The organism is Leisingera sp. UBA4491 (assembly GCF_002388965.1).
Taxonomy (GTDB): domain Bacteria; phylum Pseudomonadota; class Alphaproteobacteria; order Rhodobacterales; family Rhodobacteraceae; genus Leisingera; species Leisingera aquaemixtae.
In genome coordinates this window covers 1-19,818 of the sequence record NZ_DGNN01000016.1, presented here as the reverse complement: position 1 = coordinate 19,818, position 19,818 = coordinate 1, and the positions used below count along the sequence as shown (strand labels likewise).

Below are 19,818 nucleotides of genomic sequence, written 5' to 3'. Positions count from 1 at the left end.
CCGAACCGCCCCCGCGCCCCCATATCTGTAACAGAAACGCGGGATTTTCCGGAAAGGGAGCCGTCATGACCCAGGAAGCCCTCTCTGCCTTTTTCGGCTGGCTGACCGTCTTGCACATCGGCCTGTTCACCCTGTCGGCCATTCTGCTGATGCTGATGCAAGACTGGGCCGCCGGGCTGCACGCACGCCTGTTCGGGCTGGCGCCTGCTGATGTCAGCCTCACCTTCTACCGCTGGCTCGGCACCTACAAGATCATGATCTTTGCAACGGCCCTGGGCCCCTGGCTGGCGCTGCAGCTGATCTGACCGCAGCCCGCCATTGCCCGCCCCTGCCGCGGCTGCTAGGCCTGTGCGCAAACCCGCCGAATACCCGAGGATTTTCTGCTATGGACAAGCAAACCGAGATCGAAATCCAGGCCGCCGCCTTCCGCCGCCTGCAAAAGCACCTGATGGAAGACCGCACCGATGTGCAGAACATCGACCTGATGAACCTGGCCGGCTTCTGCCGCAACTGCCTGGCGCGCTGGTACCAGGAGGCTGCCAACGAGCGCGGCATCGACATGGACAAGACCGAGGCGCGCGAGATCTACTACGGCATGACCATGGAAGAGTGGAAAGCCAGCTACCAGACCGAGGCCAGCCCGGAGAAGCAGGCCGAATTCAAGGTGGCCTTCAAGGAAAACGTCACGGACAAGCAGTAAGCGGCAGCAGGGGCGCTGCCCCTCTTGGCCTGACGGCCAATTCACCCCGGAGTATTTGACCAAAGGTGAAAAGAGGTGGTGCGGCCGCGGCCTCAGCGCCTCAGCCGCAAGGCTGCGCGCGCAGGATCGGCCGGCGCGCCCTCCGTATCCACCAATGCCACGCGCAGCGGCGCGCCGGTCTCCCGGTCCACAACCCCGACCGGCGCTGCGCCGCCGGTCACATGCGCCTCCCCCCATTGCGTCAGCGCCAGAAAGGTCAGCGCCAGTCCGCGCCCGGCCTCAGTCAGCACATAGGCCTGGCGCACCCGGTCGCCCGCCTCCTGATAGGGCTGTTTTTCCAGGATCCCCCGAGCCACCAGGCTGTTCAGCCGGTCCGTCAGGGTGGAGCGCGGCGCCTTCAGGTCCTCGCGCATATCGTCATAGCGGCACACCCCGTAAAACGCCTCCCGCAGGATCAGCAGCGTCCAGCGGTCGCCCAGGATTTCGGCGGCCAGCGCCATCGGGCACTGCTCCTTGGGCACCAGGGCGCGGCGGCGGACGGCAGGCGGGGTTTGACGGGAATCAGAGGCTGAGTTTGACATGCGGACCCAGATAGGGGATTTCTATCTGGGTTCAAAATTGAGACTCAGCTTCGAAGGCAGAAAGGACAGCCCCGATGACCCCGCACCCGATGGACCAGGATGACGCGCTTGAGGATTTCGAACCGCGCCGGATCACTCTCAACGATGCGGACAAGACCGTGCATGTTTCCGGCAAGGGCCCGGCGGTGATCGTGATGGCGGAGATGCCGGGGATCAGCCCGCATGTGGCCCGTTTTGCCCGCTGGGTGCGCGATGCGGGGTTCACCGTCTACATGCCCTCGCTGTTCGGGCGTGACGGCGCTGCGGCCACGGCAGAGGACGGCGCCGAAGTGTTCCGCCGCGCCTGCGTCAGCGCCGAGTTCCGCGCCTTTGCGGGCGGCGGCGCCAGTCCCGTAACCCAGTGGCTGCGGGCGCTGGCGCGGTTGGCTCATCGCGAATGCGGCGGTCCCGGCACCGGTGCCATCGGCATGTGCTTCACCGGCAATTTCGCCCTGTCGATGATGCTGGAGCCAGCCATGCTGGCGCCGGTTCTGGCGCAGCCGTCGCTGCCGCTGGACACTCCCGCAGGCCTCGAAAGCCCGCCCGAGGAGCTGGCCGCCGTGCGTGAGCGGCTGGAGCGCGAGGACCTCAGCGTGCTGGCCTACCGGTTCCAGGGCGACGCCTTCTGCCAGGCTCAGCGCTTTGCGGCCTACGCCGAGGCTTTGGGAGACCGCTTTGACGCCCGCACCCTGCCGGACAGCGCCGCCGCGCGGGAGGTGCCGCCGTTCTTTGCAAAACACGTCCCCACCCCGCACAGCGTGGTCACCGCGCATCTGGTGGATGAGGCAGGCCACCCGACCCTGCAGGCGCGGGATGATATCCTGGCGTTCTTCAGGCAGCGGCTAACGCAGGGCGGCTGATCGCACAGCCGGCAGGGCAGCCCCGCCCTGCCCCGCTCAGCGCTCCAGCCCTTCGAACCAGTCGAGCGCCATGGCGCTCCAGCCCTTGGGCAGGCCATGTCCGCCTTGGTGCAGGATCAGCTCCAGCCCGCCGGCCTGGCAGTCCCAGCGCTTGCGCCAGACGCCGTCTGCGGCCTCATGGCCCGCGGCATTGCTAGGGCAGGTGTTCTGCCGCCGCCACAGCTGCAGCCCCTGCCAGATATCGCCCTGCACGATCCCAGCTTCGGAGCCCGGTATCGCGCGGCCTTCCAGCGGCACAACCGTATCGGCAAAGCCATGAATATGCAGCAGCTGCACCGGACCCTTGCACTCCTGCGTCATCGGCAGCCAGAACCCGCCCGACACCGCCGCATAGGCGGCGGCAAAGCCGGGCGCCAGACAGGCCACCTCCCAGACCATCGACCCGCCGCGGGAAAACCCGCTCAGCAGCAGCCGGTCCGGGTCGACGCGGGCATTCGCCGCAGCATCCGCCAGCACCGCGCGCAGAAAGGCCAGGTCGTTGCGGGGATAGGTGTTCCAGCCGTCGCGCACGGACCAGTCCGCGGGCTTGCCCTGCCTCCAGGGCAGGCCGCTCGGGGCAATCACCGCATAGCCCCGAGCAGTGAAAGCCTTGACCAGCCCGGTGTTTGCGATGACCTTGGCGCCGCTGCTGCCATAGCCGTGCAGAAACATCACAGCAGGGCCGCCCTGCCAGCCCGCCGGCAAGGCAATGCGGTATTCGCCGCCCGCAACCGCGCAGGGGATTTCGCCGCCGCACCCTGCCGTTTGGTCCGCTGCCGCCGCGGGCGCGGCAATCAGCACCGCTGCCAGCAGCATCCAAATCCGGCTCAGCATCTGCGCCCCTCCCCGCCTGGTTCACCGCACCAGACTAGCACATTCCGCCGCGGTCACTGCCGCTTGTGCCGTACAGCAGGAAAATTCTCGCGGGCGGCAAAAAAGGCCGCCCGAACCGGGCGGCCTGCATTTGAATTTCCTCAATCAATAACCGGCGGCCGTTCCGCAGCCGGGCGCGCTCCCCCCCGGATGCGCGCCTAGCCGCGGAACCTGCCGACCAGCCGTGCCGCCAGCGACCCGGCAAACCAGCCCCCGCGAGCGGGCGCCTGAGCGTAGCCGGTATGCTCCACCACCTCGGCGGTCAGCACCCGGCGGACGGCTGCAAGAATTTCGGTGTCGCTGGGCTCCGCAGCCTGCGCCGCCGCCATCTGACCCATTTCCGGCTGATAACACTGTTCCATCTGGCCCCTCCGCGGCTTGTTACTCTGGCAGACGGCGCAACTCCCGGCGCCTCTTCAACTGGGTTTCAGACTATCCTATTTCGCCGTTGACGCGCCCATTTTGTATAAAATTAGTTAAAATCCCGGGCCGAAGCAGGGATTTCCCGGGACAGTCATTCGGTCTGGCGCCCCATTGTCGCCGAAGGCTGGAAAATACGCTGTTTCACCGTCCTCAACGACAGGCCCTGCGGCCCTGCCGTACCCGCTCGGAATAGCGGAATAGATTCTCTTTTGAACAAAAGAGACCGCCCAAAAGGGCGGCCTTTGCGATCTTCACAAGTTTGCGCCATCAGTGCCGGCGGAAAATCCGCTCTGCATTGGCACCGAAGGATTTGACGAGAGCCAAGCTGAACCCGGTGCTGTCACCGCCGGAACTAAAATAGCTCCGGCCTGCAGACGCATAAAGATTGTAGCCCTTCGGCATTTTGGCACGCAGCCCCAAGGAGAACCCTTTGTCATCCTCATCCACTGCCCCGTATGCACCCCCTAGAGCATAAAACTCCGTCTGCCCGCCAAGGCCTGCCAGTTTATATTCACCATTCACTCTGAGAAACGGGTCAGAACCGTTGCCAAGGATTTCTGTCACGCCAATTCCCGCCTGCCCCCAATCCGCAAAATGGGAGTAGTCCAGGCTCACAGATTCGCTTTCGCCGATGGTCCGCAGCCCGGGCGCGGCTTGCCACGCAAGTTCGTACCGGTTGTAGAGATAGCCAAGGCTGACCTCATGCGCTCTCCCGATATCCCAGGCAGCCGTGAGGCTGTAGCTTGTTCTGCGGTCAGTCCCATCCCTTCGCTCCTTTTCTTCGAAGAGCCTGCTGAAATCCCGGGACAAGCCTGCCAATAGCCGAAAATTGCTCCCCAGCAGCACGCCCGCCCGAATGCCTGCGCCAGCGCTGCCGGTGTCGAGAAAGAGGTCACTGGTGCGGTGATCCAGGCCGGCAATTGCCTCCACAGCTGTCCGCTCCGGAATTGACTGCGCTCCGGCGGCGGTTACTGCAGCAAAAGCGAAGAAACCGCAGAAAACTGCGGTCGGAAAATGCTGTTTCAAAATCCGGTCCTTAAACGATATCTCTTGCTGCAGACCACATCCCGTAAAACACTCTAAATTGCAAGGCGGCTACTCCACACACGCACACAGCCTGCAAGGCTGAGGCAAGAAGGCAACCGGAGTGCCAAGAAAAACGGGCTGGAAAATCCAGCCCGTTCTGTATGTTCCAGATCTGGAGCAGAAGCCTCAGACGGCTTTCTTGCGGCTTTCTTCCAGATAGATCTCGCGCAGGCGCTTCGCGATGGGGCCTGGGGTGCCGTCGCCCAGCTGCACGCCGTCGATCTCCACCACCGGCATCACAAAGGCGCTGGCGGAGGTGGTGAAAGCCTCATCCGCCTCCTTGGCTTCCTCGATGGTGAACAGGCGCTCCTCGATCTCCATCTGCGCTTCTGCCGCCAGCCGCAGAACCGCGGCGCGGGTGATGCCGTGCAGAATGTCATTGGACAGCGGCCGGGTCACGATCTTGCCGTTCTTGACGTAATAGGCATTGTTGGAGGTCCCTTCGGTCACATAGCCGTCCTCGACCAGCCAGGCGTCATCGCAGCCCGCCTTCTTGGCCATCATCTTGCCCATCGAGGGGTACAGCAGCTGCACCGTCTTGATGTCGCGGCGGCCCCAGCGGATGTCGTCGATCGAAATCACCTTGGCGCCCTTCTGCGCCGCCGGGCTGTCAGCCAGGCCCGGCTTGTTCTGGGTGAACAGCACCAGCGACGGCGGGGTGTCCGCGGAGGGGAACACGAAATCCCGGTCGCCGTCGGAACCGCGGGTCACCTGCAGGTACACCAGGCCCTCTTCGATGCCGTTCAGCTCCACCAGCTTGCGGTGGATTTCCAGCAGCTCCTCCTTGGAGCAAGGCGACGCCATGTCCAGCTCTTTCAGCGAGCGCTCCAGGCGCACGGCGTGGCCGTCGAAGTCGATCAGCTTGCCGTCGAGGACCGAGGTCACCTCATACACCGCATCGGCGAACAGAAAGCCGCGGTCAAAGATTGAAACCTTGGCTTCACCTTCGGGCAGGTATTCGCCATTCACATAAACGGTACGGGTCATTGTTGTCTCCTCAACCCCACAGGGCAGCCTTGGGCGGGTGCACGCCCCCGGCATCAAATGTCAAAGGTTCCTCGCGGTCTTCGGCCAGCAAGAGCGGCCCGTCAAGATCCGTTACCGCCGCACCCTGCGCCACAAGCGTCGCGGGTGCCATCGCCAGCGAGGATCCGACCATGCAGCCGACCATCACCTGATAGCCCTCGGCCAGCGCCGCCTCGCGCAGCTTCAGCGCCTCAGTGAGGCCGCCGGTCTTGTCCAGCTTGATGTTGACCACGTCGTACTTGCCCTTGAGGCCCGGCAGGCTCTCGCGGTCATGGCAGCTCTCATCGGCGCAGACCGGCACCGGGCGCTCCATCCCGATGAGGGCCTCATCCTCGCCCGCGGGCAGCGGCTGCTCCACCAGCTCGACGCCGAGGCGCACAAGATGCGGGGCGAGTTCGGCATAAACCTCCGCCGACCAGCCCTCATTGGCGTCGATGATGATCTTCGCCTCCGGCGCACCGGCCCGCACTGCTTCCAGCCGCGGCATGTCATCGGGCGTGCCGAGCTTGATCTTCAAAAGCGGACGGTGGGCGTTCTCTGCCGCCTGCGCCTGCATCTTCTCTGCTGTGTCCAGCGACAGTGTGTAGGCGGTGATTTCCGCCTTGGGCTCCGGCAAGCCCGCCAGGTCCCAGACGCGCTTACCGGCCTGCTTTGCCTCCAGATCCCACAGCGCGCAATCCACTGCATTGCGGGCGGCACCGGCGGGCAGCAGCGATTGCAGCTCCTGCCGCGTGAAATCGGCGGGCAGGCCCTCGATTTCGGCGGTCACGCTCTCCAGCGTCTCGTTATAGCGGGCATAGGGCACGCATTCGCCCCAGCCGGTGACGCCGTCCTTCTCCACCCGCACGGTCAGCACCTTGGCCTCGGTGCGCGAGCCGCGCGAGATGGTGAAGACCTGCGCCAGTTTGAAGACGTCCGGGGTGACGGTGATTTTCATGAAACTGCCCTTTCCTGCGGCCCTGCGCGCAACGGCAGCGGGCCTTGGCGCGATGCCCGGCAACCGGGGCACCTGCCTTTTCATCTTTCCCAAAATACTCCCGCCGGAGGCATCCCTGGCTGCGCCTGAGCACCTCCGGCGGGGCTGTTAGATCAGACCGCGGCCAGCGCGTCCACCAGACGGCCGGCGCCGTGGCGGTAGGGGTCAACGGCGGGCAGGCCCATCCGTTCTTCGACCTCGGAGAGGTATTTCACCGCCTCGTCCTCGGACAGATGCTGGGTGTTGACCGAGACGCCGACCACCTTGCAGGCCGGGTTGGCGCGCTGTGCCAGCGGCAGGGCCACTTCGCGCAGCTCTTCCAGGGTGGGCACGTCATAGTCCGGCAGGCCGCGCATATGGGTGCGGGTCGGCTCGTGGCACAGGATCAGCGCGTCCGGCTGGCCGCCGTGCACCAGCGCCATGGTGACGCCCGAGTAGGAGATGTGGAACAGCGAGCCCTGGCCCTCGATCAGGTCCCAGTGGTCGTCATCATTGTCCGGGGTCAGATATTCGATCGACCCCGCCATGAAGTCGGCGATAACCGCGTCCAGCGGCACGCCGTGGCCGGTGATCAGGATGCCGGTCTGGCCGGTGGCGCGGAAGGTCGACTTCATGCCGCGCTTCTGCATCTCGGCGTCCATCGCCAGGGCGGTGTACATCTTGCCGACCGAGCAGTCGGTGCCCACCGCCAGGCAGCGCTTGCCCTTGCGCGGTTTGCCGTTGGCGATCGGATAGCCGACGGTGGGCACACGCACGTCGTGCAGGGTGCCGCCATGGGTCTGGGCCGCGGCCACCAGGTCGCCTTCGTCGCGCAGCAGGTTGTGCAGGCCGGACGCCAGGTCATAACCCATCTCCAGCGCTTCGATCAGCACCTTCTTCCACGCGGGCGAGATCACGCCGCCGCGGTTGGCAACGCCGATCACCAGGGTCTTGGCGCCGGCTTCCTTGGCCTCGGCCAGGGTCATTTCGGTCAGCCCCAGGTCCGCGCCGCAGCCCGGCAGGGTGATCTGGCCGATGGCGTGGTCGGGGCGCCAGTCACGGATGCCGATGGCAACTTTGGCGGCCAGCATGTCGGGCGCGTCGCCCAGGAACAGCAGATAAGGGGTTTCGATCATGGCGGGTTTCCTCTTCACTCTTGCCGGTGAGTTTGCGGAGATTCCTGCACAAGTTCATACCTTTTCCGCCGCGCGCCGCCTTTAAGACGCAAGATTATCCTGCTGTTTTGTCATTTTGCAGGAGATTCCCGCGTTATGTCACCCTTGCTGACATTATTTTCCTCCTCCAGCCAGGATTCGGCCTGAAGCACCCCGGTTTGGGGCGCGCCAAGCACTGCAATCGCCTGCTGAGAGCCGGTTTCCTCTGGCGCATCGGCCTGACTGCGCCGCAGCGCGGCAACGCCTGCAACCATAAAACACAAGGTCGCGAGCAGGATCAGCAATCCATTTCCGTCAGCAATGCTGACCATATTTGGGGCGGCCAGCGTGCCGGTGAACTGGCCGACGTTCAAAAGGAACACCATGGTGCCGCTGGCAGGCACGATCTGTGCCGGTTTCAGCTGGTCGTTGGCATGGGCCGAACAGACCGCATACATCGGCAGGCTGGCGCCTGCGAGCACCGCAAAGCCGATCACCAGCGCCTGCGGCGCGGGGGTGGCCAGCATCCACAGGCAGGCAGCGCCGCCGATCACGCCCAGCCCCATCAGCACCAGCCGCCGGTCGGTCTTGTCGCTGATCCAGCCGGCCGGATACTGCACCACTGCGCCGACAACCATCGCCACCACCAGCACGCCGGAAGCCTCTGCCGCACTCATGCCGCGCGACAGCGCATAAAGCGGCAGCGCGATGAACCAGCCCGCTACAGCGGCGGCGCTGACCAGATTGCCGAGCACCGCCATCGGCGACACCCGGTATAGCTTGCGCACCGGCATACGGTCCGGCACCTGGTACTCCGGCGCCTTATTGCCCGACAGGAGCAGCGGCACGATCGACAGCGAGATCAGGATCGACACCACCCCGAACAACAGATTGCCGCCGGGGTCCGGCACCGCCACCAGCGCGGTGCCGATGGCCGGGCCTGCCATCCAGATCATGAAATAAATCGACAGGATCTGCGCCCGGTTGCTGTTTTCCGACTTCGCCTGCAGCCAGCTTTCGGTGATCACATACATGCCGGGATAGCAGAACCCCGCCAGAAAACGCATCGCCGACCAGGAATAGGGGTCCGAGGTCAGCAGATGCAGGATCGCCGAGATCGACACCAGCGAAGCCAGCGCCGAAAACGCCCGGATGTGGCCGACCTTGGCCACCATCCCCGGCGCCATCACCGTGCCCAGCAGGGCGCCGGCCGGATAGGCAGCCTGCATGATCGAGATGGTAAGGTCGGAGAAGCCCAGCCCCGCGCCCCGGATTGTCAGCAGCGTGACCAGCAGGCCGTTGGCCACCATCAGCATCAGCATGCCCAGAAACAGGGCCCAGTTTTCAATGAATGCGCGTCTCATGCCCGGTTGCTCGCACGGACGGCCTGCCCCTGCGCGCCTGTTTGCGGCAATGTTTGCGGCGCCGCAGCGCAGCGGCGCTTTCTGCATGTGCAAAATTCCCTTGCACATGCCAGCGCAACTTTCTAACACTTCACCCCAGCAGAATTGAAATGTCATTACCTGGAGGATTGCCCCATGAGCTTCCGCATCCAGCCCGCCGCCCCGGCGCGCCCCAACCGCTGCCAGCTGTTCGGCCCCGGCTCCAAAGTGAAGCTGTTCGAGAAGATGGCGGCTTCCGCGGCGGATGTCATCAACCTCGACCTGGAGGATTCGGTGGCGCCCAGCGACAAGGACCAGGCCCGCGCCAATGTGATCGAAGCGATCAACAGCGTCGACTGGGGCAGCAAATACCTGTCGGTGCGGATCAACGGGCTCGACACCCCCTACTGGTACCGCGACGTGGTGGACATTTTGGAGCAGGCGGGCGATCGGCTCGACCAGATCATGATCCCAAAGGTGGGCTGCGCCGAGGATGTCTATGCGGTGGACGCGCTGGTCACTGCCATCGAGCGCGCCAAGGGCCGGACCAAGCCGGTGTCCTTTGAAGTGATCATCGAATCCGCAGCGGGCATCGCCCATGTGGAAGAGATCGCAAAATCCTCGCCCCGCCTGCAGGCGATGAGCCTGGGCGCTGCGGATTTTGCCGCCTCGATGGGGATGCAGACCACCGGCATCGGCGGCACGCAAGAGAATTACTACATGATCCGCGAGGGCCAGAAGCACTGGTCCGACCCCTGGCACTGGGCGCAGGCCGCGATCGTTGCCGCCTGCCGCACTCATGGCATCCTGCCGGTGGACGGGCCGTTCGGGGACTTCTCCGACGAGGAGGGCTATATCGCCCAGGCAAAACGCTCCGCGACGCTGGGCATGGTCGGCAAATGGGCGATCCACCCCAGCCAGATCGCGCTGGCCAATCAGGTGTTCACCCCGTCCGAGGAGGCGGTGGCAGAAGCCCGCGAGATCCTGGCGGCGATGGAAGAGGCCAAGGCGTCGGGTGCCGGCGCCACCGTCTACAAGGGCCGTCTTGTCGACATCGCGTCGATCAAGCAGGCTGAGGTGATTGTGGCGCAGGCCGAGCTGATCGCGGGCAGCTGACGCCGGTCCGCGCGTGAAGGTTTCAAGGGCGTCCCGCGGGGGCGCCCTTTTTGGTTGGAGAGAAGAATGCCGGATTTGACCTTGCTGCATACGGCTGCGGTGCATGTGGAAACCTTTCGCACTTTGGCGCCGGGGGCGGATCTGGACCAGCAGGTGCGCGCTGACTGGCTGGACAGGGCGCAGGATGGGATTGATGCCGCCCTCGGGGCAGAGATTGCCGCGGCGGTTGCCGCAGTTGACGGGCCGGTCCTATGCACCTGCACCACCCTTGGCCCGGCGGCGGAGGCAGCCGGCGCCACCCGCATCGACTGGCCGATGATGCAAGAGGCGGCGCGGATCGGCGGGCCGGTGCTGATGGCCCATTGCCTGCAGAGCACGGCAGAACCCTCGGAGGCGCTGCTGCGGCGGGCGTTCGGGGCGCACGATCCGCAGCTGACACCCCTGTTTCTGGGCCTGCATTGGCCGCTGTTCGAGGCCGGGGACAGCGCCGGTTTTGCCGCGGCTGTTGCCAGGGATGTTTCCCAATCGCTGGCGGCGATGGATTTTGCCTGCGTGGTGCTGGCGCAAGCCTCGATGTCCGGGGCGGCAGAACTGCTGCGGGTGAAGACAGAGGTGCCGGTTCTGGCCTCGCCGGAGATTGCGATGCGGGCGCTGCTGCAGGACGGGTAACGCCCCCAAGGCGGGGCACGCAAAAACCGCCGGCCAAGGCCCCTGCCCTGCCGGTGCGTCTGTTCCGTTTCATCCTGTATCCACGTTCCGGTTCAGCGAAGGCGGTTAAGGACTGGCGGCGCCGCCAGAATGGCGGAGATGGACGGGCGTATCCGCCCGCGTGCTAAACGTTGTCTCTGCACGGCCCCGCTGCCAGGCGGGAGTCCGGTTCCAAGGGTGCCGGGGAGCCAAGCCCCGGCGGGTGATCGCGACCGGGGCCAAGACTGCCACCGGCGGCCTAAGATCCCGTGAGAGCGGCGTACGCAGGGTGCGCAACACCTGCAGCCGCGCGTCTGAAGCCAACGCAGCGCAGTGAGTATTTGGGGAAAGATGAAGCGCATCAGTCTTTCATCTTTCCCCAAATACTCAATATCCAGCCTCAGCCAGAGTTCACGCCCGCAGATCCTTGGGCGAGCCCATCACCACATAGGTGGTGATCGCGGTGACATAAGGCGAGGTGCCGAGGATATCGGTGTGGAACCGCTTGTAGCTCGGCAGGTCGGCGCATTCGACGCGCAGCAGATATTCAATGGTGCCGGTGATATTGTGGCATTCGACCACTTCCGGCGCCGCCTGCATGGCGCGCTCGAAAGCTTCCTGGGCTTCCTTGGTGTGCTCCCCCAGCCCGACGCCGATATAGGTGGCAAACCCTACCCCCAGCTTCTGCCGGTCCAGCACCGCGCGGTAGCCGGTGATGACGCCTGCGCGCTCCAGTTCCTGCACCCGGCGCAGGCAGGCGGAGGGGGAGAGGCCCACGCGCTCTGCCAGCTCAAGATTGCTGATCCGGCCGTCGCGGCTGAGCTCCTGCAATATCTGCTGGTTTATCTTGTCATTCTTCGCCATTGATTGCGAAAATAGGCGCAGAACACAGCAAAACGCAATTTCATTTGGCGGGTTTGGCGCAATGATTTTGCGCATGACCTACGAACTCCTCACCGCGCTGGCGCTGTTTGCCTTTGTCTCCTCGATCACGCCGGGGCCGAACAACCTGATGCTGATGGCCTCCGGCGCCAATTTCGGCTTCCGCCGCACCATCCCGCATATGCTGGGGGTGGCGCTGGGGTTTGTGTTCATGGTGCTCCTGGTCGGTGCCGGGCTGGTGCAGGTATTTGATGCCTTCCCGGTCAGCTACACGGTTCTGAAGGTGGTGTCGGTCGCCTATCTGCTGTGGCTCGCATGGAAAATTGCAAATGCCGCGCCGGTGCAGGCGAAGGGGGCGGAGGGCCGCCCGATGACCTTTCTGCAGGCGGCGGCGTTTCAGTGGGTGAACCCCAAGGCCTGGGCGATGGCCCTCACGGCGATCAGCGTCTACACGCCGGATCAGACCCTGGCGGCGATCCTGCTGGTGGGGGTGATTTTCGGCGCCATCAACCTGCCCTCTGTCGGCTCCTGGACGGTGCTGGGCCAGCAGATGGCGCGGTTCCTGACCAGCCCGCGCCGCCTGGTGCTGTTCAACTGGACCATGGCGTTGCTGCTGGTGGCCTCGCTTTATCCGGTGATCTGGCCGCAATAAGGCGGGGCGCTCCCTCTGTACGGGCTTAGCGCTTGGCGGCACCTGCCGCTGCCGCGCGGTGGCTGCCTGTGGCGCCCAAGCCCATGATCCCGGATCTTGCCGAGTTGCATCTTGCGGCGCAGAAGGCCATATAGCTGCAAACCTGCAGAGCAGAGGCAACATGACCCAGTATCTGGAATTCGAAAAACCGCTGGCCGAAATCGAGGGCAAGGCGGAAGAGCTGCGGGCGCTGGCGCGCGCGAATGAGGAAATGGATGTGGCGGATGAGGCCAAGGCGCTGGACGCCAAGGCGGCGCAGCTGCTGAAGGACCTCTACAAGAGCCTGACGCCCTGGCGCAAATGCCAAGTGGCGCGCCATCCCGAACGCCCTCATTGCAAGGATTACATCGAGGCGCTGTTCACCGAGTACACGCCGCTGGCCGGCGACCGGAACTTTGCCGATGACCTGGCGGTGATGGGCGGGCTGGCCCGGTTCAACGACCAGCCGGTGGTGGTGATCGGCCATGAGAAAGGCAGCGACACCAAATCCCGGATCGAGCGCAACTTCGGCATGGCGCGGCCCGAGGGCTACCGCAAGGCGGTGCGGCTGATGGAGATGGCCAGCCGGTTCAAGCTGCCAGTGATCACCCTGGTGGATACGGCCGGCGCCTATCCCGGCAAGGGCGCCGAGGAGCGCGGCCAGTCGGAAGCGATCGCGCGATCGACCGAGATGTGCCTCAAGATCGGCGTGCCGCTGATTTCGGTGATCATCGGCGAAGGCGGGTCTGGCGGCGCGGTGGCCTTTGCCACCGCCAACCGGGTGGCGATGCTGGAGCACTCGATTTACTCGGTGATCTCGCCGGAGGGCTGTGCCTCGATCCTGTGGAAGGATGCAGAGAAGATGCGCGAAGCGGCGGAAGCGCTGCGGCTGACGGCGCAGGACCTGAACAAGCTGGGCGTCAATGACCGGATCATCCCGGAGCCGCTGGGCGGTGCGCACCGGGATCCGAAGGCGGCAATCAAGGCCGTGGGCGGCGCCATCCAGGAGATGCTGGACGAGCTCATGGACAAGGACGCCGCCGAGCTGGTCAAGGACCGGCGCCAGAAGTTTCTGGACATCGGCTCCAAGGGGCTGGCGGCATAACAGCCCGGACAGTCTGGTGAATTTGAAAGCCCGGCCGCTGTGCCGGGCTTTGCCGTTTCAGGGCCGGGCCGCCGCGGCGGCCCGGGCGCGGTAACAAACGGGAACAAAACCGGGTTTGGCGCATTGAGTTAGAGAGAGCCCTCTCTTTGCCCAGCCGGGATTTGATGCCATGACCTCTGACAGCTTTTTCACCGATGCCCGCCGCAAGCGTCTGCAGGATGTGGATCCGGCGGATTTTGCTTGGGCGGTGCCGGTGATGCGAACCGGATATGCGGGCCGCGCCCTGGTCTATCTGGCGGTGGCCGGCGTGTCGCTGCGCTCGATCTGGGAGGGCGGCGAGGCCAAGGGCACGGCGGCGGCGCTGGAATGGCTGCAAGGCGGCTGGGGCACGGCGGTCATCATCCTTATCACCATCGGGCTGTTTGCCTATGCGGTGTGGCGCATGGTGGACAGTTTCTGGGACCTGGAGGCCTATGGCAGCGGCGCGAAAGGGCTGATCGCGCGCGCCGGCATGATTGTGACCGGGCTGATCCACCTGGGCCTTGGCATTCTGGCCCTGTCGGTGCTGACCGGATCCGGCGAGGCGGCGGAAGGCGGCGGCGGCTTGAGCGGCTATTTCAACAGTGCGGCCGGACAGGCCGCGCTGGGGATTGCGGGGATCCTGACCATCGGGGCCGGCGGGTATTACATCCGCAAGGCCTGGAAGGAAACATACCGCAACCACCTGCGGGCCAATCCTGTCACCCTGCACCTGAACACCGCGCTGAAGGCCGGGCTGGCGGCGCATGGGGTGGTGATTGCCATTATCGGGTTCCTGATCGGGCAAGCAGCCCTGTCTGCCTCCGGCACGCCTGAGGCCGGTATCGGAACCGCGTTCGACTGGCTGCATGACAAGGTGTATGGCCGCATTCTGGTGACCGTGCTTTGCGTCGGCCTGCTGGGGTTCGCCCTGTTCTGCCTGGTCAATGCGCTGTACCGGATTGTTCCGAAAGCCTCGGACAGCGCGACCGAAACCTTGCGCGCGGCGCTGGACAAAAGCTGAGGCCCGCGGCTAGCCCGCCAGCAGCCGCAATCCCTGGGTCACATCGGAGCGCACGGCCAGCCGCAGGCCCGGCTCATCCCCTGCCTTGAGCGCCGCGATGATCAGCCGGTGGTTTTGCGGCGGGTCGGTGCGGCGCAAGCGGCCGTACAGCGCCCGCATGGTGGGGCCAAGCTGCAGCCAGACGGTTTCCGCCATCGCCAGCATCGCCGGCGCCTGGGCGCGCAGGTAGAGGGTGCGGTGAAACTCCAGGTTGGTGCGGATGTAGCCGACCGCATCGCGTTTGGAGACCATTTCGGCCACCGTTGTGTTGATCATCTGCAGCCGGTCGATCAGGGCGATATGGGCGCGCGGCAGGGCGCGGCTGGCCAGCTCCACCTCCAGCAGGGCCCGCAGGGCGGCGAGCTCCTCGATCCGCTCGTTGCTGAGTTCCGGCGTCGACACCCGGCCCGAGGAGGACAGGAACAGCGCGCCTTCGGCAGCCAGCCGCCGCACCGCTTCGCGCGCGGGCGTCATCGAGACCTCGAACTCGCGGCCGATGCCACGCAGGGTGAGCGCGGCACCGGGTGTGATTTCGCCGTGCATGATGCGGGTTCGCAAGGACCGGTAGACACGGTCATGCGCCGGAACGGAGGCAGAGGCGGCATCCTGGGAGGAGCGGGCAGTCAGATTCATGCCCTCATGTGATCACAAACCACGCCCCGGTCAAGCGGACAGTTCCGCGCGCAGTGACGCACCCTGTAACCGTGCAACCGGTCAGGGGCGGCCGGACAGCCCGGCCAGGCTGAGACCGGTGCGCAGCCGCCGCAGCGGCGCCTGCGCCGTGTAGGGAAAGCCTGCGGCTGCCTGATCCAGCGTCAGCGGCGCGCCGGCAAGCCTGCCGCAGGCCGCTGCTGCCTCCTCGAAGCTGCCGAGGGCGGCCAGGCTGGCACAATGCAGAACCAGTGCATGCTGAGCCTCGGGCACCAGCGCCAGGGCTTCGGCGGCAGCGGCGGCAGCCTCCGCCTCCTGCCCGGCAGCCAGCCGGATGGCGGCCTGCACGGTCAGAACGGCCGGCTGCGGGACCGGGTCAAGGCGGCGGAGCTGATCCAACACCTTCTGCGCCGCACCGCCCTGCCCCGCCAGATGCAGCAGCCAGGCGCGCGTCAGCTGGCCCGAAGCGTCATTGGGGTAGTCCTCCGCCAGGGTTTCGGCGCGTTGCAACGCCTCGGCGGATTGGCCCGCGAATTGCGCCGCCAGCGCCCGCAGCTGCAGCACGGCGGCCCCTTGCGGCAAGCCCGCGGTCATCTGTGCGGCCTCAGCAGCACGCTGCGGCAGACCCGCCAGCGAGCCGGACAGCGGGTCCAGGTGCCACAGCGCGGCAAGCGCCTGCGCCTCCGGCCAGTCCGGTGCCAGCTGCAGTGCCCGGTGCAGGGCCTGCTTGGCGCCGCTGCGGTCGCCCTGCTGCATCAGGCTGCGGGCTGTGAAGAGCTGCAAGACGGCGTCATCTACGGTAGCGCCCGAGGGGGCAAGTTCCGGCAGCGCCTTGCCGAAATACCGGACAACACTGGCCGCCAGCGCCGGGGCAAGCCCGGAGACCGCATCCTGCGGCTGCGGCGGCAGGATGCTGAGCGGCTCCGCCCCGGTGCCGGCCTGGAGGATCTCCAGCCTGACCCCATCCTGCAGACGGCCCGGCAGATGGCCGGTGACCACAAAATCCGCGTCCAGAAGGGCGGCCGCTTCGGCGGGCAGCAGGCCCTCGGCGGCGCGGGTGCTGCCCGGTGCGATGACGCGGATCCCCCCGGCCGGCGCCAGGCTGCGGATCACCTCCTCTGACAGCATACGGGCAACAGCGGGCTGCAGCTGGCCTGCGGTGAAGGGCAGGACAGCGATCACCGGGCGGCCCTCGAAGGCGGCGGCAGCCGGGCTGCCGGGCGCCACCGCCGCGGCGCTGTTCTGCTGCGCCGCCTGCTGCCAGCCCCAGAGGCCGGCCGCAGCGGCGGCGGCCGCGAGGCTCCCTGCCAGAACCAGCACCGCGGGCCGCATGGCCTTGTGCGGTCTGGCAGCCCTGGGTTTGGGCGGCGGCGGTCTGCTGCGCAGGCAAGGCAGCGAGGTCAGCTCCTGCCCCAGCACATAGACATGCACCGGCTGCGGAATGTTCTTGACCTCATGCAGGCCCAGATCCTCAAACGCATAGGGGATGCGGCCCTGCACCTGCGCGTAAGCCGCAGCCGACAGCGCCACCCCGCCCAGCGGTGCCAGCGCCTCCAGCCGGGCGGCGATATTGACGTCATCGCCGTAGACATCGCCCTGGGCAATCAGCACCTCGCCCAGGGTAATGCCGATCCGCAGTTGCAGATGACGGTTGCGGGCGGCGCCGGCCTGCACCTCCGCCGCGGCCTCCACCGCCGAGATCACACTGGGAAAGATGGCCAGCACCCCGTCGCCCATCAGCTTGACGATCCGGCCCTGACGGCCGCGGATCGCCGGGGCGATCAGGCTTTGCTGCTGCGCCAGAACCTGGTTCAGCGTGCCGGCGTCATCCTCGGCCATCAGGCGGCTGAAGCCGGCGATATCCAGCACGAAGATGGCAGCAAGGCGTCTTTGCGGTTTGTCTGACACGGGCTGGCCTCAGGAACCGGGGCAACTGGGAACGGAAACATGATGCGAGCTTAGCCCGCGCGGCCCGGCCCGCAAAGCACTGCGTTCATTCGCCGAACCGGTAGCGGTGCAGGCTGGCGCCGTTTTCCCGCAGCCAGGCGCGGGGGGCTTGCCAGCGCCCGTGGATCCGCTCCACCGTGTCCCAGAACGCCTGCGAGTGGTTCATTTCCGCAAGATGCGCGACCTCATGGGCGGCCACGTAGCGCAGCACCGCAGGCGGTGCCAGGATCAGCCGCCAGGAATACATCAGCGCGCCGTCCGCCGTGCAGGAGCCCCAGCGCGAACGGGTGTCGCGCAGGGTCAAGCGGCTGTAGCCCTTACCGAGCCGCGCGGCATAGAAATCGGAGGCCTCTGCCAGACGGTTGCGCGCCAGCTCCTTCAGGTAGCGCTGCAGCGGCCGTGCCGGGCGGTCCCCCGGCACAGCAATCCGCCCCGCCTCCAGCTGGATCCGCCGCCCTTTGGCACGCTCGACCACCCGGTCCTGGCCGTCGATTGGCAGCAGCGCGCCAAACTCCGCCTGCACCGCCTCGGGGTGCTTTTGCAGATGGCCGCGGATCCAGTCGGCCTTTTCCTCGGCGAAGGCCAGCGCGGCGCGTTCCGGCAGGCTTTTGGGCAGGGTCAGCGTCACCCGCCCGTCGAGCGAGGAAATCCGCAGGCTAATCCGCCGCGCCCGCCCCGACCGGCGCAGGGTCAGCGGCACCGGCGGATCTCCGGGCAGGTGATAATCGGCCATGCACGCCCCCTTCCAGGCAAAGGCTTTGACAGTGCCCCCCCTCATATGGCAAGGCACCGGAATCGTCGATACGACTCACCAGTAAATCAAGGGGATCCACATGCCCAAGGAAGAATGGGGTGTAAAGCGCGTCTGCCCTACCACTGGAAAGCGCTTTTATGACCTGAACAAGAACCCGATCGTCAGCCCCTACACCGGCGAGGTCGTGGAGCTGGATACCGGTAAGACCCGGATGATCGAGGCGGATGCCGAAGACGCGGCAACCCTGAAGGCCAAAGAGAACATGGACACGGATGACGTGGTCCTGGATGATGACGACGACGTTGATGTCGATCTGGGCGATGATGTCCTGGATGATGACGATGATGACGACAACGTCTCGCTGGACGATATTGCCGACATGTCGTCGCCGGACGACGATTCCTGAGGCAATTCAAGCTGTTCGGGGAAGCGTTTGGCCTTCCCCGGACCGCGCTCCGGGGAGGGGCGGAAAAAAATCAGACACCGGCGCATTTTCCGCTTGCAGCCCGCGCCGCCGTCCCGTAAACGACGCTCACACCGCAAGACGGGCCGCACCGGCAACGGAACGGACACTGAAAAGCGGACAGGTTTGGGGCCTTAGCTCAGTTGGGAGAGCGCTTGCATGGCATGCAAGAGGTCAGGGGTTCGACTCCCCTAGGCTCCACCAAAACTTCATTCAGAGAATATCTGTCACTTAAGACTTTGAATGGAAACGACAATTCGCCGGTTCGAAGCCCTGCTTTAGACGAGTAACTTGCTTCCTGAACAAACAGCATTCTAAGCAGCGCCTTCTTACCCCTGCAGTCACTATTTTTCCATACTTTCCAAGGCCTTGACAGGATTTCGGCGACCGGTTCGAACATCTCCTCAAAATTCCTTTGCGGAACTTCGAAGTCCTCCAACTTCCGCTTGAGCTCTTCCTGCTTCATCGTCTGCTTGGCCAAGCGCTTTTCATACGCTTCGATAACTCTTGTGTCGCTCGCAGAGATAATTCTGTCCAACATTGCTTCACTGTCGCGCTCCAGTTCAGCAATCTGGTTTTCAATTTCCTTTTGGGACTGAGCCACCTGCCCTTGGCGGTTGTCCCAGATATCCTTCAACATGCACCTTGCGACATCCAACACCTCTTGAGACGGCTCCAGCTGTTTCAACGCCTCGGAAAATTCCCCCTCCACCTTTTCCTTGCGGATAGACTTACGTCTGTCGGGGCACGCTTTGTTATGACAAGCGTAGTAGCCATACATTTTTGACCGACCCTTTGACCACGCCGCCGTAAGATGGTGACCGCAAGAGTCACACTGCAGGAACCCCCTTAGCGGAAAATCGTATTTGATGTCCTTCCTGATCGGAGATATGGCCCGGCCAGACAACCTGTCTTGAATTCGGTTGTACATTTCCATGGAAATCAGAGGTTCATGTTGACCGCGCATGAACCGAACCTCCCATTTGGGATACTCAAAGAAGCCCGTATAGATCCGATTGGTTAGTAGAGACACTGGGTCCTTGAACGGGTACTTTTTGCCCTGGATCTTTGGCTGCATCAACGGATGCCCCCTAAGAAAACTTGAAACCTCAGCAGGGGTTTGAAACCTCCCAACCGCGTAGCCTTCGAGAGCTTCCTTGACGATACTGGCGTAAGGTTCATCGGGAACAAACATTTTCCCATGGCCTTTGACCTTTTTTCTCTTGTAACCGATTGGCGGCTTAAAGTGCCAATAGCCCATCTGCAGGCGGGCCGTCATACGATCGACGACCTGTTCGGCATTTTTCTCCCGAGCATATTGCGCGTGACCTGCCCCCCGCTGGT

Annotated in this window: 21 protein-coding genes, 1 tRNA gene and 1 pseudogene; 10 read left to right on the top strand and 13 right to left on the bottom strand. The window is 64.9% G+C overall.

The window, feature by feature from the left end:
* The first annotated feature begins 65 nt into the window (after positions 1 to 65).
* The gene (locus tag B2P87_RS07905) at positions 66 to 305 is read left to right on the top strand and encodes a DUF6868 family protein (RefSeq protein WP_141891189.1); all 240 of its coding nucleotides are present in this window, start codon (positions 66 to 68) and stop codon (positions 303 to 305) included.
* Positions 306 to 385: 80 nt separating this feature from the next.
* Positions 386 to 700, top strand: a complete 315-nt coding sequence (locus tag B2P87_RS07900) for a DUF1244 domain-containing protein (protein WP_141891190.1) — start codon at positions 386 to 388, stop codon at positions 698 to 700.
* A gap of 92 nt (positions 701 to 792) precedes the next feature.
* On the opposite strand, the gene B2P87_RS07895 is transcribed toward B2P87_RS07900, so the two are convergent.
* On the bottom strand, positions 793 to 1,281 hold the full coding sequence (locus tag B2P87_RS07895; RefSeq protein WP_286852407.1) for a winged helix-turn-helix transcriptional regulator: 489 nt from the start codon (positions 1,279 to 1,281) through the stop codon (positions 793 to 795).
* A 74-nt stretch (positions 1,282 to 1,355) separates the two neighbouring features.
* Here B2P87_RS07895 and B2P87_RS07890 point away from each other — a divergent pair, with 74 nt between their 5' ends.
* The gene (locus tag B2P87_RS07890) at positions 1,356 to 2,180 is read left to right on the top strand and encodes a dienelactone hydrolase family protein (RefSeq protein ID WP_141891192.1); all 825 of its coding nucleotides are present in this window, start codon (positions 1,356 to 1,358) and stop codon (positions 2,178 to 2,180) included.
* 36 nt (positions 2,181 to 2,216) lie between these two features.
* Here B2P87_RS07890 and B2P87_RS07885 read toward each other — a convergent pair whose 3' ends face one another.
* The 7 genes from B2P87_RS07885 to B2P87_RS07855 form a co-directional block, all read right to left on the bottom strand.
* Entirely contained in the window at positions 2,217 to 3,053 is an 837-nt protein-coding gene (locus B2P87_RS07885; protein WP_141891193.1) for an alpha/beta hydrolase family esterase, read from the bottom strand.
* A 197-nt stretch (positions 3,054 to 3,250) separates the two neighbouring features.
* The gene (locus B2P87_RS07880; protein WP_141891194.1) at positions 3,251 to 3,454 is read right to left on the bottom strand and encodes a hypothetical protein; all 204 of its coding nucleotides are present in this window, start codon (positions 3,452 to 3,454) and stop codon (positions 3,251 to 3,253) included.
* Between the two features lie 328 nt (positions 3,455 to 3,782).
* Entirely contained in the window at positions 3,783 to 4,541 is a 759-nt protein-coding gene (locus B2P87_RS07875) for a hypothetical protein (protein ID WP_141891195.1), read from the bottom strand.
* A gap of 186 nt (positions 4,542 to 4,727) precedes the next feature.
* Positions 4,728 to 5,588 carry a D-amino-acid transaminase gene (locus B2P87_RS07870; protein WP_141891196.1) on the bottom strand — a complete coding sequence of 287 codons (861 nt, stop codon included), beginning with the start codon at positions 5,586 to 5,588 and terminating at the stop codon, positions 4,728 to 4,730.
* Between the two features lie 10 nt (positions 5,589 to 5,598).
* Complete coding sequence (gene dgcA / locus B2P87_RS07865) at positions 5,599 to 6,564, bottom strand: N-acetyl-D-Glu racemase DgcA (RefSeq protein WP_141891197.1); 966 nt, start codon at positions 6,562 to 6,564, stop codon at positions 5,599 to 5,601.
* A 152-nt stretch (positions 6,565 to 6,716) separates the two neighbouring features.
* Positions 6,717 to 7,718 (bottom strand): N-acetyltransferase DgcN, encoded by a 1,002-nt coding sequence (gene dgcN / locus B2P87_RS07860; protein WP_141891198.1) that lies wholly within the window; start codon positions 7,716 to 7,718, stop codon positions 6,717 to 6,719.
* Between the two features lie 110 nt (positions 7,719 to 7,828).
* Entirely contained in the window at positions 7,829 to 9,100 is a 1,272-nt protein-coding gene (locus tag B2P87_RS07855; protein WP_141891199.1) for an MFS transporter, read from the bottom strand.
* A gap of 174 nt (positions 9,101 to 9,274) precedes the next feature.
* On the opposite strand from B2P87_RS07855, the gene B2P87_RS07850 reads away from it, so the two are divergent.
* Both B2P87_RS07850 and B2P87_RS07845 read left to right on the top strand, forming a co-directional pair.
* Positions 9,275 to 10,234, top strand: coding sequence for an L-malyl-CoA/beta-methylmalyl-CoA lyase (locus B2P87_RS07850; protein ID WP_058285031.1), 960 nt, complete (start codon positions 9,275 to 9,277; stop codon positions 10,232 to 10,234).
* A 66-nt stretch (positions 10,235 to 10,300) separates the two neighbouring features.
* Positions 10,301 to 10,903: a hypothetical protein gene (locus B2P87_RS07845; RefSeq protein WP_141891200.1), complete on the top strand. Its 603-nt coding sequence runs from the start codon at positions 10,301 to 10,303 to the stop codon at positions 10,901 to 10,903.
* A 429-nt stretch (positions 10,904 to 11,332) separates the two neighbouring features.
* Here B2P87_RS07845 and B2P87_RS07840 read toward each other — a convergent pair whose 3' ends face one another.
* Positions 11,333 to 11,785 carry an Lrp/AsnC family transcriptional regulator gene (locus tag B2P87_RS07840; protein ID WP_058285029.1) on the bottom strand — a complete coding sequence of 151 codons (453 nt, stop codon included), beginning with the start codon at positions 11,783 to 11,785 and terminating at the stop codon, positions 11,333 to 11,335.
* Between the two features lie 73 nt (positions 11,786 to 11,858).
* On the opposite strand from B2P87_RS07840, the gene B2P87_RS07835 reads away from it, so the two are divergent.
* The 3 genes from B2P87_RS07835 to B2P87_RS07825 all read left to right on the top strand — a co-directional run bounded on the left by B2P87_RS07835 (position 11,859) and on the right by B2P87_RS07825 (position 14,620).
* Entirely contained in the window at positions 11,859 to 12,455 is a 597-nt protein-coding gene (locus tag B2P87_RS07835; protein WP_141891201.1) for a LysE family translocator, read from the top strand.
* A gap of 160 nt (positions 12,456 to 12,615) precedes the next feature.
* Positions 12,616 to 13,578: an acetyl-CoA carboxylase carboxyltransferase subunit alpha gene (locus B2P87_RS07830; protein ID WP_058285028.1), complete on the top strand. Its 963-nt coding sequence runs from the start codon at positions 12,616 to 12,618 to the stop codon at positions 13,576 to 13,578.
* 169 nt (positions 13,579 to 13,747) lie between these two features.
* Entirely contained in the window at positions 13,748 to 14,620 is an 873-nt protein-coding gene (locus B2P87_RS07825; protein WP_141891202.1) for a DUF1206 domain-containing protein, read from the top strand.
* Between the two features lie 9 nt (positions 14,621 to 14,629).
* Here B2P87_RS07825 and B2P87_RS07820 read toward each other — a convergent pair whose 3' ends face one another.
* The 3 genes from B2P87_RS07820 to B2P87_RS07810 all read right to left on the bottom strand — a co-directional run bounded on the left by B2P87_RS07820 (position 14,630) and on the right by B2P87_RS07810 (position 17,990).
* Complete coding sequence (locus tag B2P87_RS07820) at positions 14,630 to 15,292, bottom strand: GntR family transcriptional regulator (RefSeq protein WP_008556941.1); 663 nt, start codon at positions 15,290 to 15,292, stop codon at positions 14,630 to 14,632.
* Positions 15,293 to 15,373: 81 nt separating this feature from the next.
* On the bottom strand, positions 15,374 to 17,179 hold the full coding sequence (locus tag B2P87_RS07815; protein WP_286852397.1) for an adenylate/guanylate cyclase domain-containing protein: 1,806 nt from the start codon (positions 17,177 to 17,179) through the stop codon (positions 15,374 to 15,376).
* Between the two features lie 124 nt (positions 17,180 to 17,303).
* Positions 17,304 to 17,990: a M48 family metallopeptidase gene (locus tag B2P87_RS07810; protein ID WP_141891204.1), complete on the bottom strand. Its 687-nt coding sequence runs from the start codon at positions 17,988 to 17,990 to the stop codon at positions 17,304 to 17,306.
* A 100-nt stretch (positions 17,991 to 18,090) separates the two neighbouring features.
* On the opposite strand from B2P87_RS07810, the gene B2P87_RS07805 reads away from it, so the two are divergent.
* Together B2P87_RS07805 and B2P87_RS07800 are read left to right on the top strand one after the other, a co-directional pair.
* Positions 18,091 to 18,417 (top strand): TIGR02300 family protein, encoded by a 327-nt coding sequence (locus B2P87_RS07805; protein ID WP_058285024.1) that lies wholly within the window; start codon positions 18,091 to 18,093, stop codon positions 18,415 to 18,417.
* Positions 18,418 to 18,602: 185 nt separating this feature from the next.
* A tRNA-Ala gene (locus B2P87_RS07800) sits at positions 18,603 to 18,678 on the top strand.
* 490 nt (positions 18,679 to 19,168) lie between these two features.
* Here B2P87_RS07800 and B2P87_RS20050 read toward each other — a convergent pair.
* A pseudogene (locus B2P87_RS20050) lies at positions 19,169 to 19,552 on the bottom strand (recombinase zinc beta ribbon domain-containing protein); the annotation flags it as partial.
* Between the last annotated feature and the right edge of the window lie 266 nt (positions 19,553 to 19,818).

Bases quoted from the DNA above. Each gene is read 5' to 3' on its own strand.
- B2P87_RS07825 (WP_141891202.1), top strand. From the start codon at position 13,748: ATGACCTCTGACAGCTTTTTCACCGATGCCCGCCGCAAGCGTCTGCAG.
- B2P87_RS07870 (WP_141891196.1), bottom strand. From the start codon at position 5,588: ATGACCCGTACCGTTTATGTGAATGGCGAATACCTGCCCGAAGGTGAA.
- B2P87_RS07830 (WP_058285028.1), top strand. From the start codon at position 12,616: ATGACCCAGTATCTGGAATTCGAAAAACCGCTGGCCGAAATCGAGGGC.
- B2P87_RS07855 (WP_141891199.1), bottom strand. From the start codon at position 9,100: ATGAGACGCGCATTCATTGAAAACTGGGCCCTGTTTCTGGGCATGCTG.
- B2P87_RS07845 (WP_141891200.1), top strand. From the start codon at position 10,301: ATGCCGGATTTGACCTTGCTGCATACGGCTGCGGTGCATGTGGAAACC.
- dgcN (WP_141891198.1), bottom strand. From the start codon at position 7,718: ATGATCGAAACCCCTTATCTGCTGTTCCTGGGCGACGCGCCCGACATG.
- B2P87_RS07820 (WP_008556941.1), bottom strand. From the start codon at position 15,292: ATGAATCTGACTGCCCGCTCCTCCCAGGATGCCGCCTCTGCCTCCGTT.
- B2P87_RS07810 (WP_141891204.1), bottom strand. From the start codon at position 17,990: ATGGCCGATTATCACCTGCCCGGAGATCCGCCGGTGCCGCTGACCCTG.
- B2P87_RS07895 (WP_286852407.1), bottom strand. From the start codon at position 1,281: ATGTCAAACTCAGCCTCTGATTCCCGTCAAACCCCGCCTGCCGTCCGC.
- B2P87_RS07835 (WP_141891201.1), top strand. From the start codon at position 11,859: ATGACCTACGAACTCCTCACCGCGCTGGCGCTGTTTGCCTTTGTCTCC.
- B2P87_RS07805 (WP_058285024.1), top strand. From the start codon at position 18,091: ATGCCCAAGGAAGAATGGGGTGTAAAGCGCGTCTGCCCTACCACTGGA.
- B2P87_RS07840 (WP_058285029.1), bottom strand. From the start codon at position 11,785: ATGGCGAAGAATGACAAGATAAACCAGCAGATATTGCAGGAGCTCAGC.
- B2P87_RS07900 (WP_141891190.1), top strand. From the start codon at position 386: ATGGACAAGCAAACCGAGATCGAAATCCAGGCCGCCGCCTTCCGCCGC.
- B2P87_RS07890 (WP_141891192.1), top strand. From the start codon at position 1,356: ATGACCCCGCACCCGATGGACCAGGATGACGCGCTTGAGGATTTCGAA.
- B2P87_RS07885 (WP_141891193.1), bottom strand. From the start codon at position 3,053: ATGCTGAGCCGGATTTGGATGCTGCTGGCAGCGGTGCTGATTGCCGCG.
- B2P87_RS07850 (WP_058285031.1), top strand. From the start codon at position 9,275: ATGAGCTTCCGCATCCAGCCCGCCGCCCCGGCGCGCCCCAACCGCTGC.
- B2P87_RS07905 (WP_141891189.1), top strand. From the start codon at position 66: ATGACCCAGGAAGCCCTCTCTGCCTTTTTCGGCTGGCTGACCGTCTTG.
- dgcA (WP_141891197.1), bottom strand. From the start codon at position 6,564: ATGAAAATCACCGTCACCCCGGACGTCTTCAAACTGGCGCAGGTCTTC.
- B2P87_RS07880 (WP_141891194.1), bottom strand. From the start codon at position 3,454: ATGGAACAGTGTTATCAGCCGGAAATGGGTCAGATGGCGGCGGCGCAG.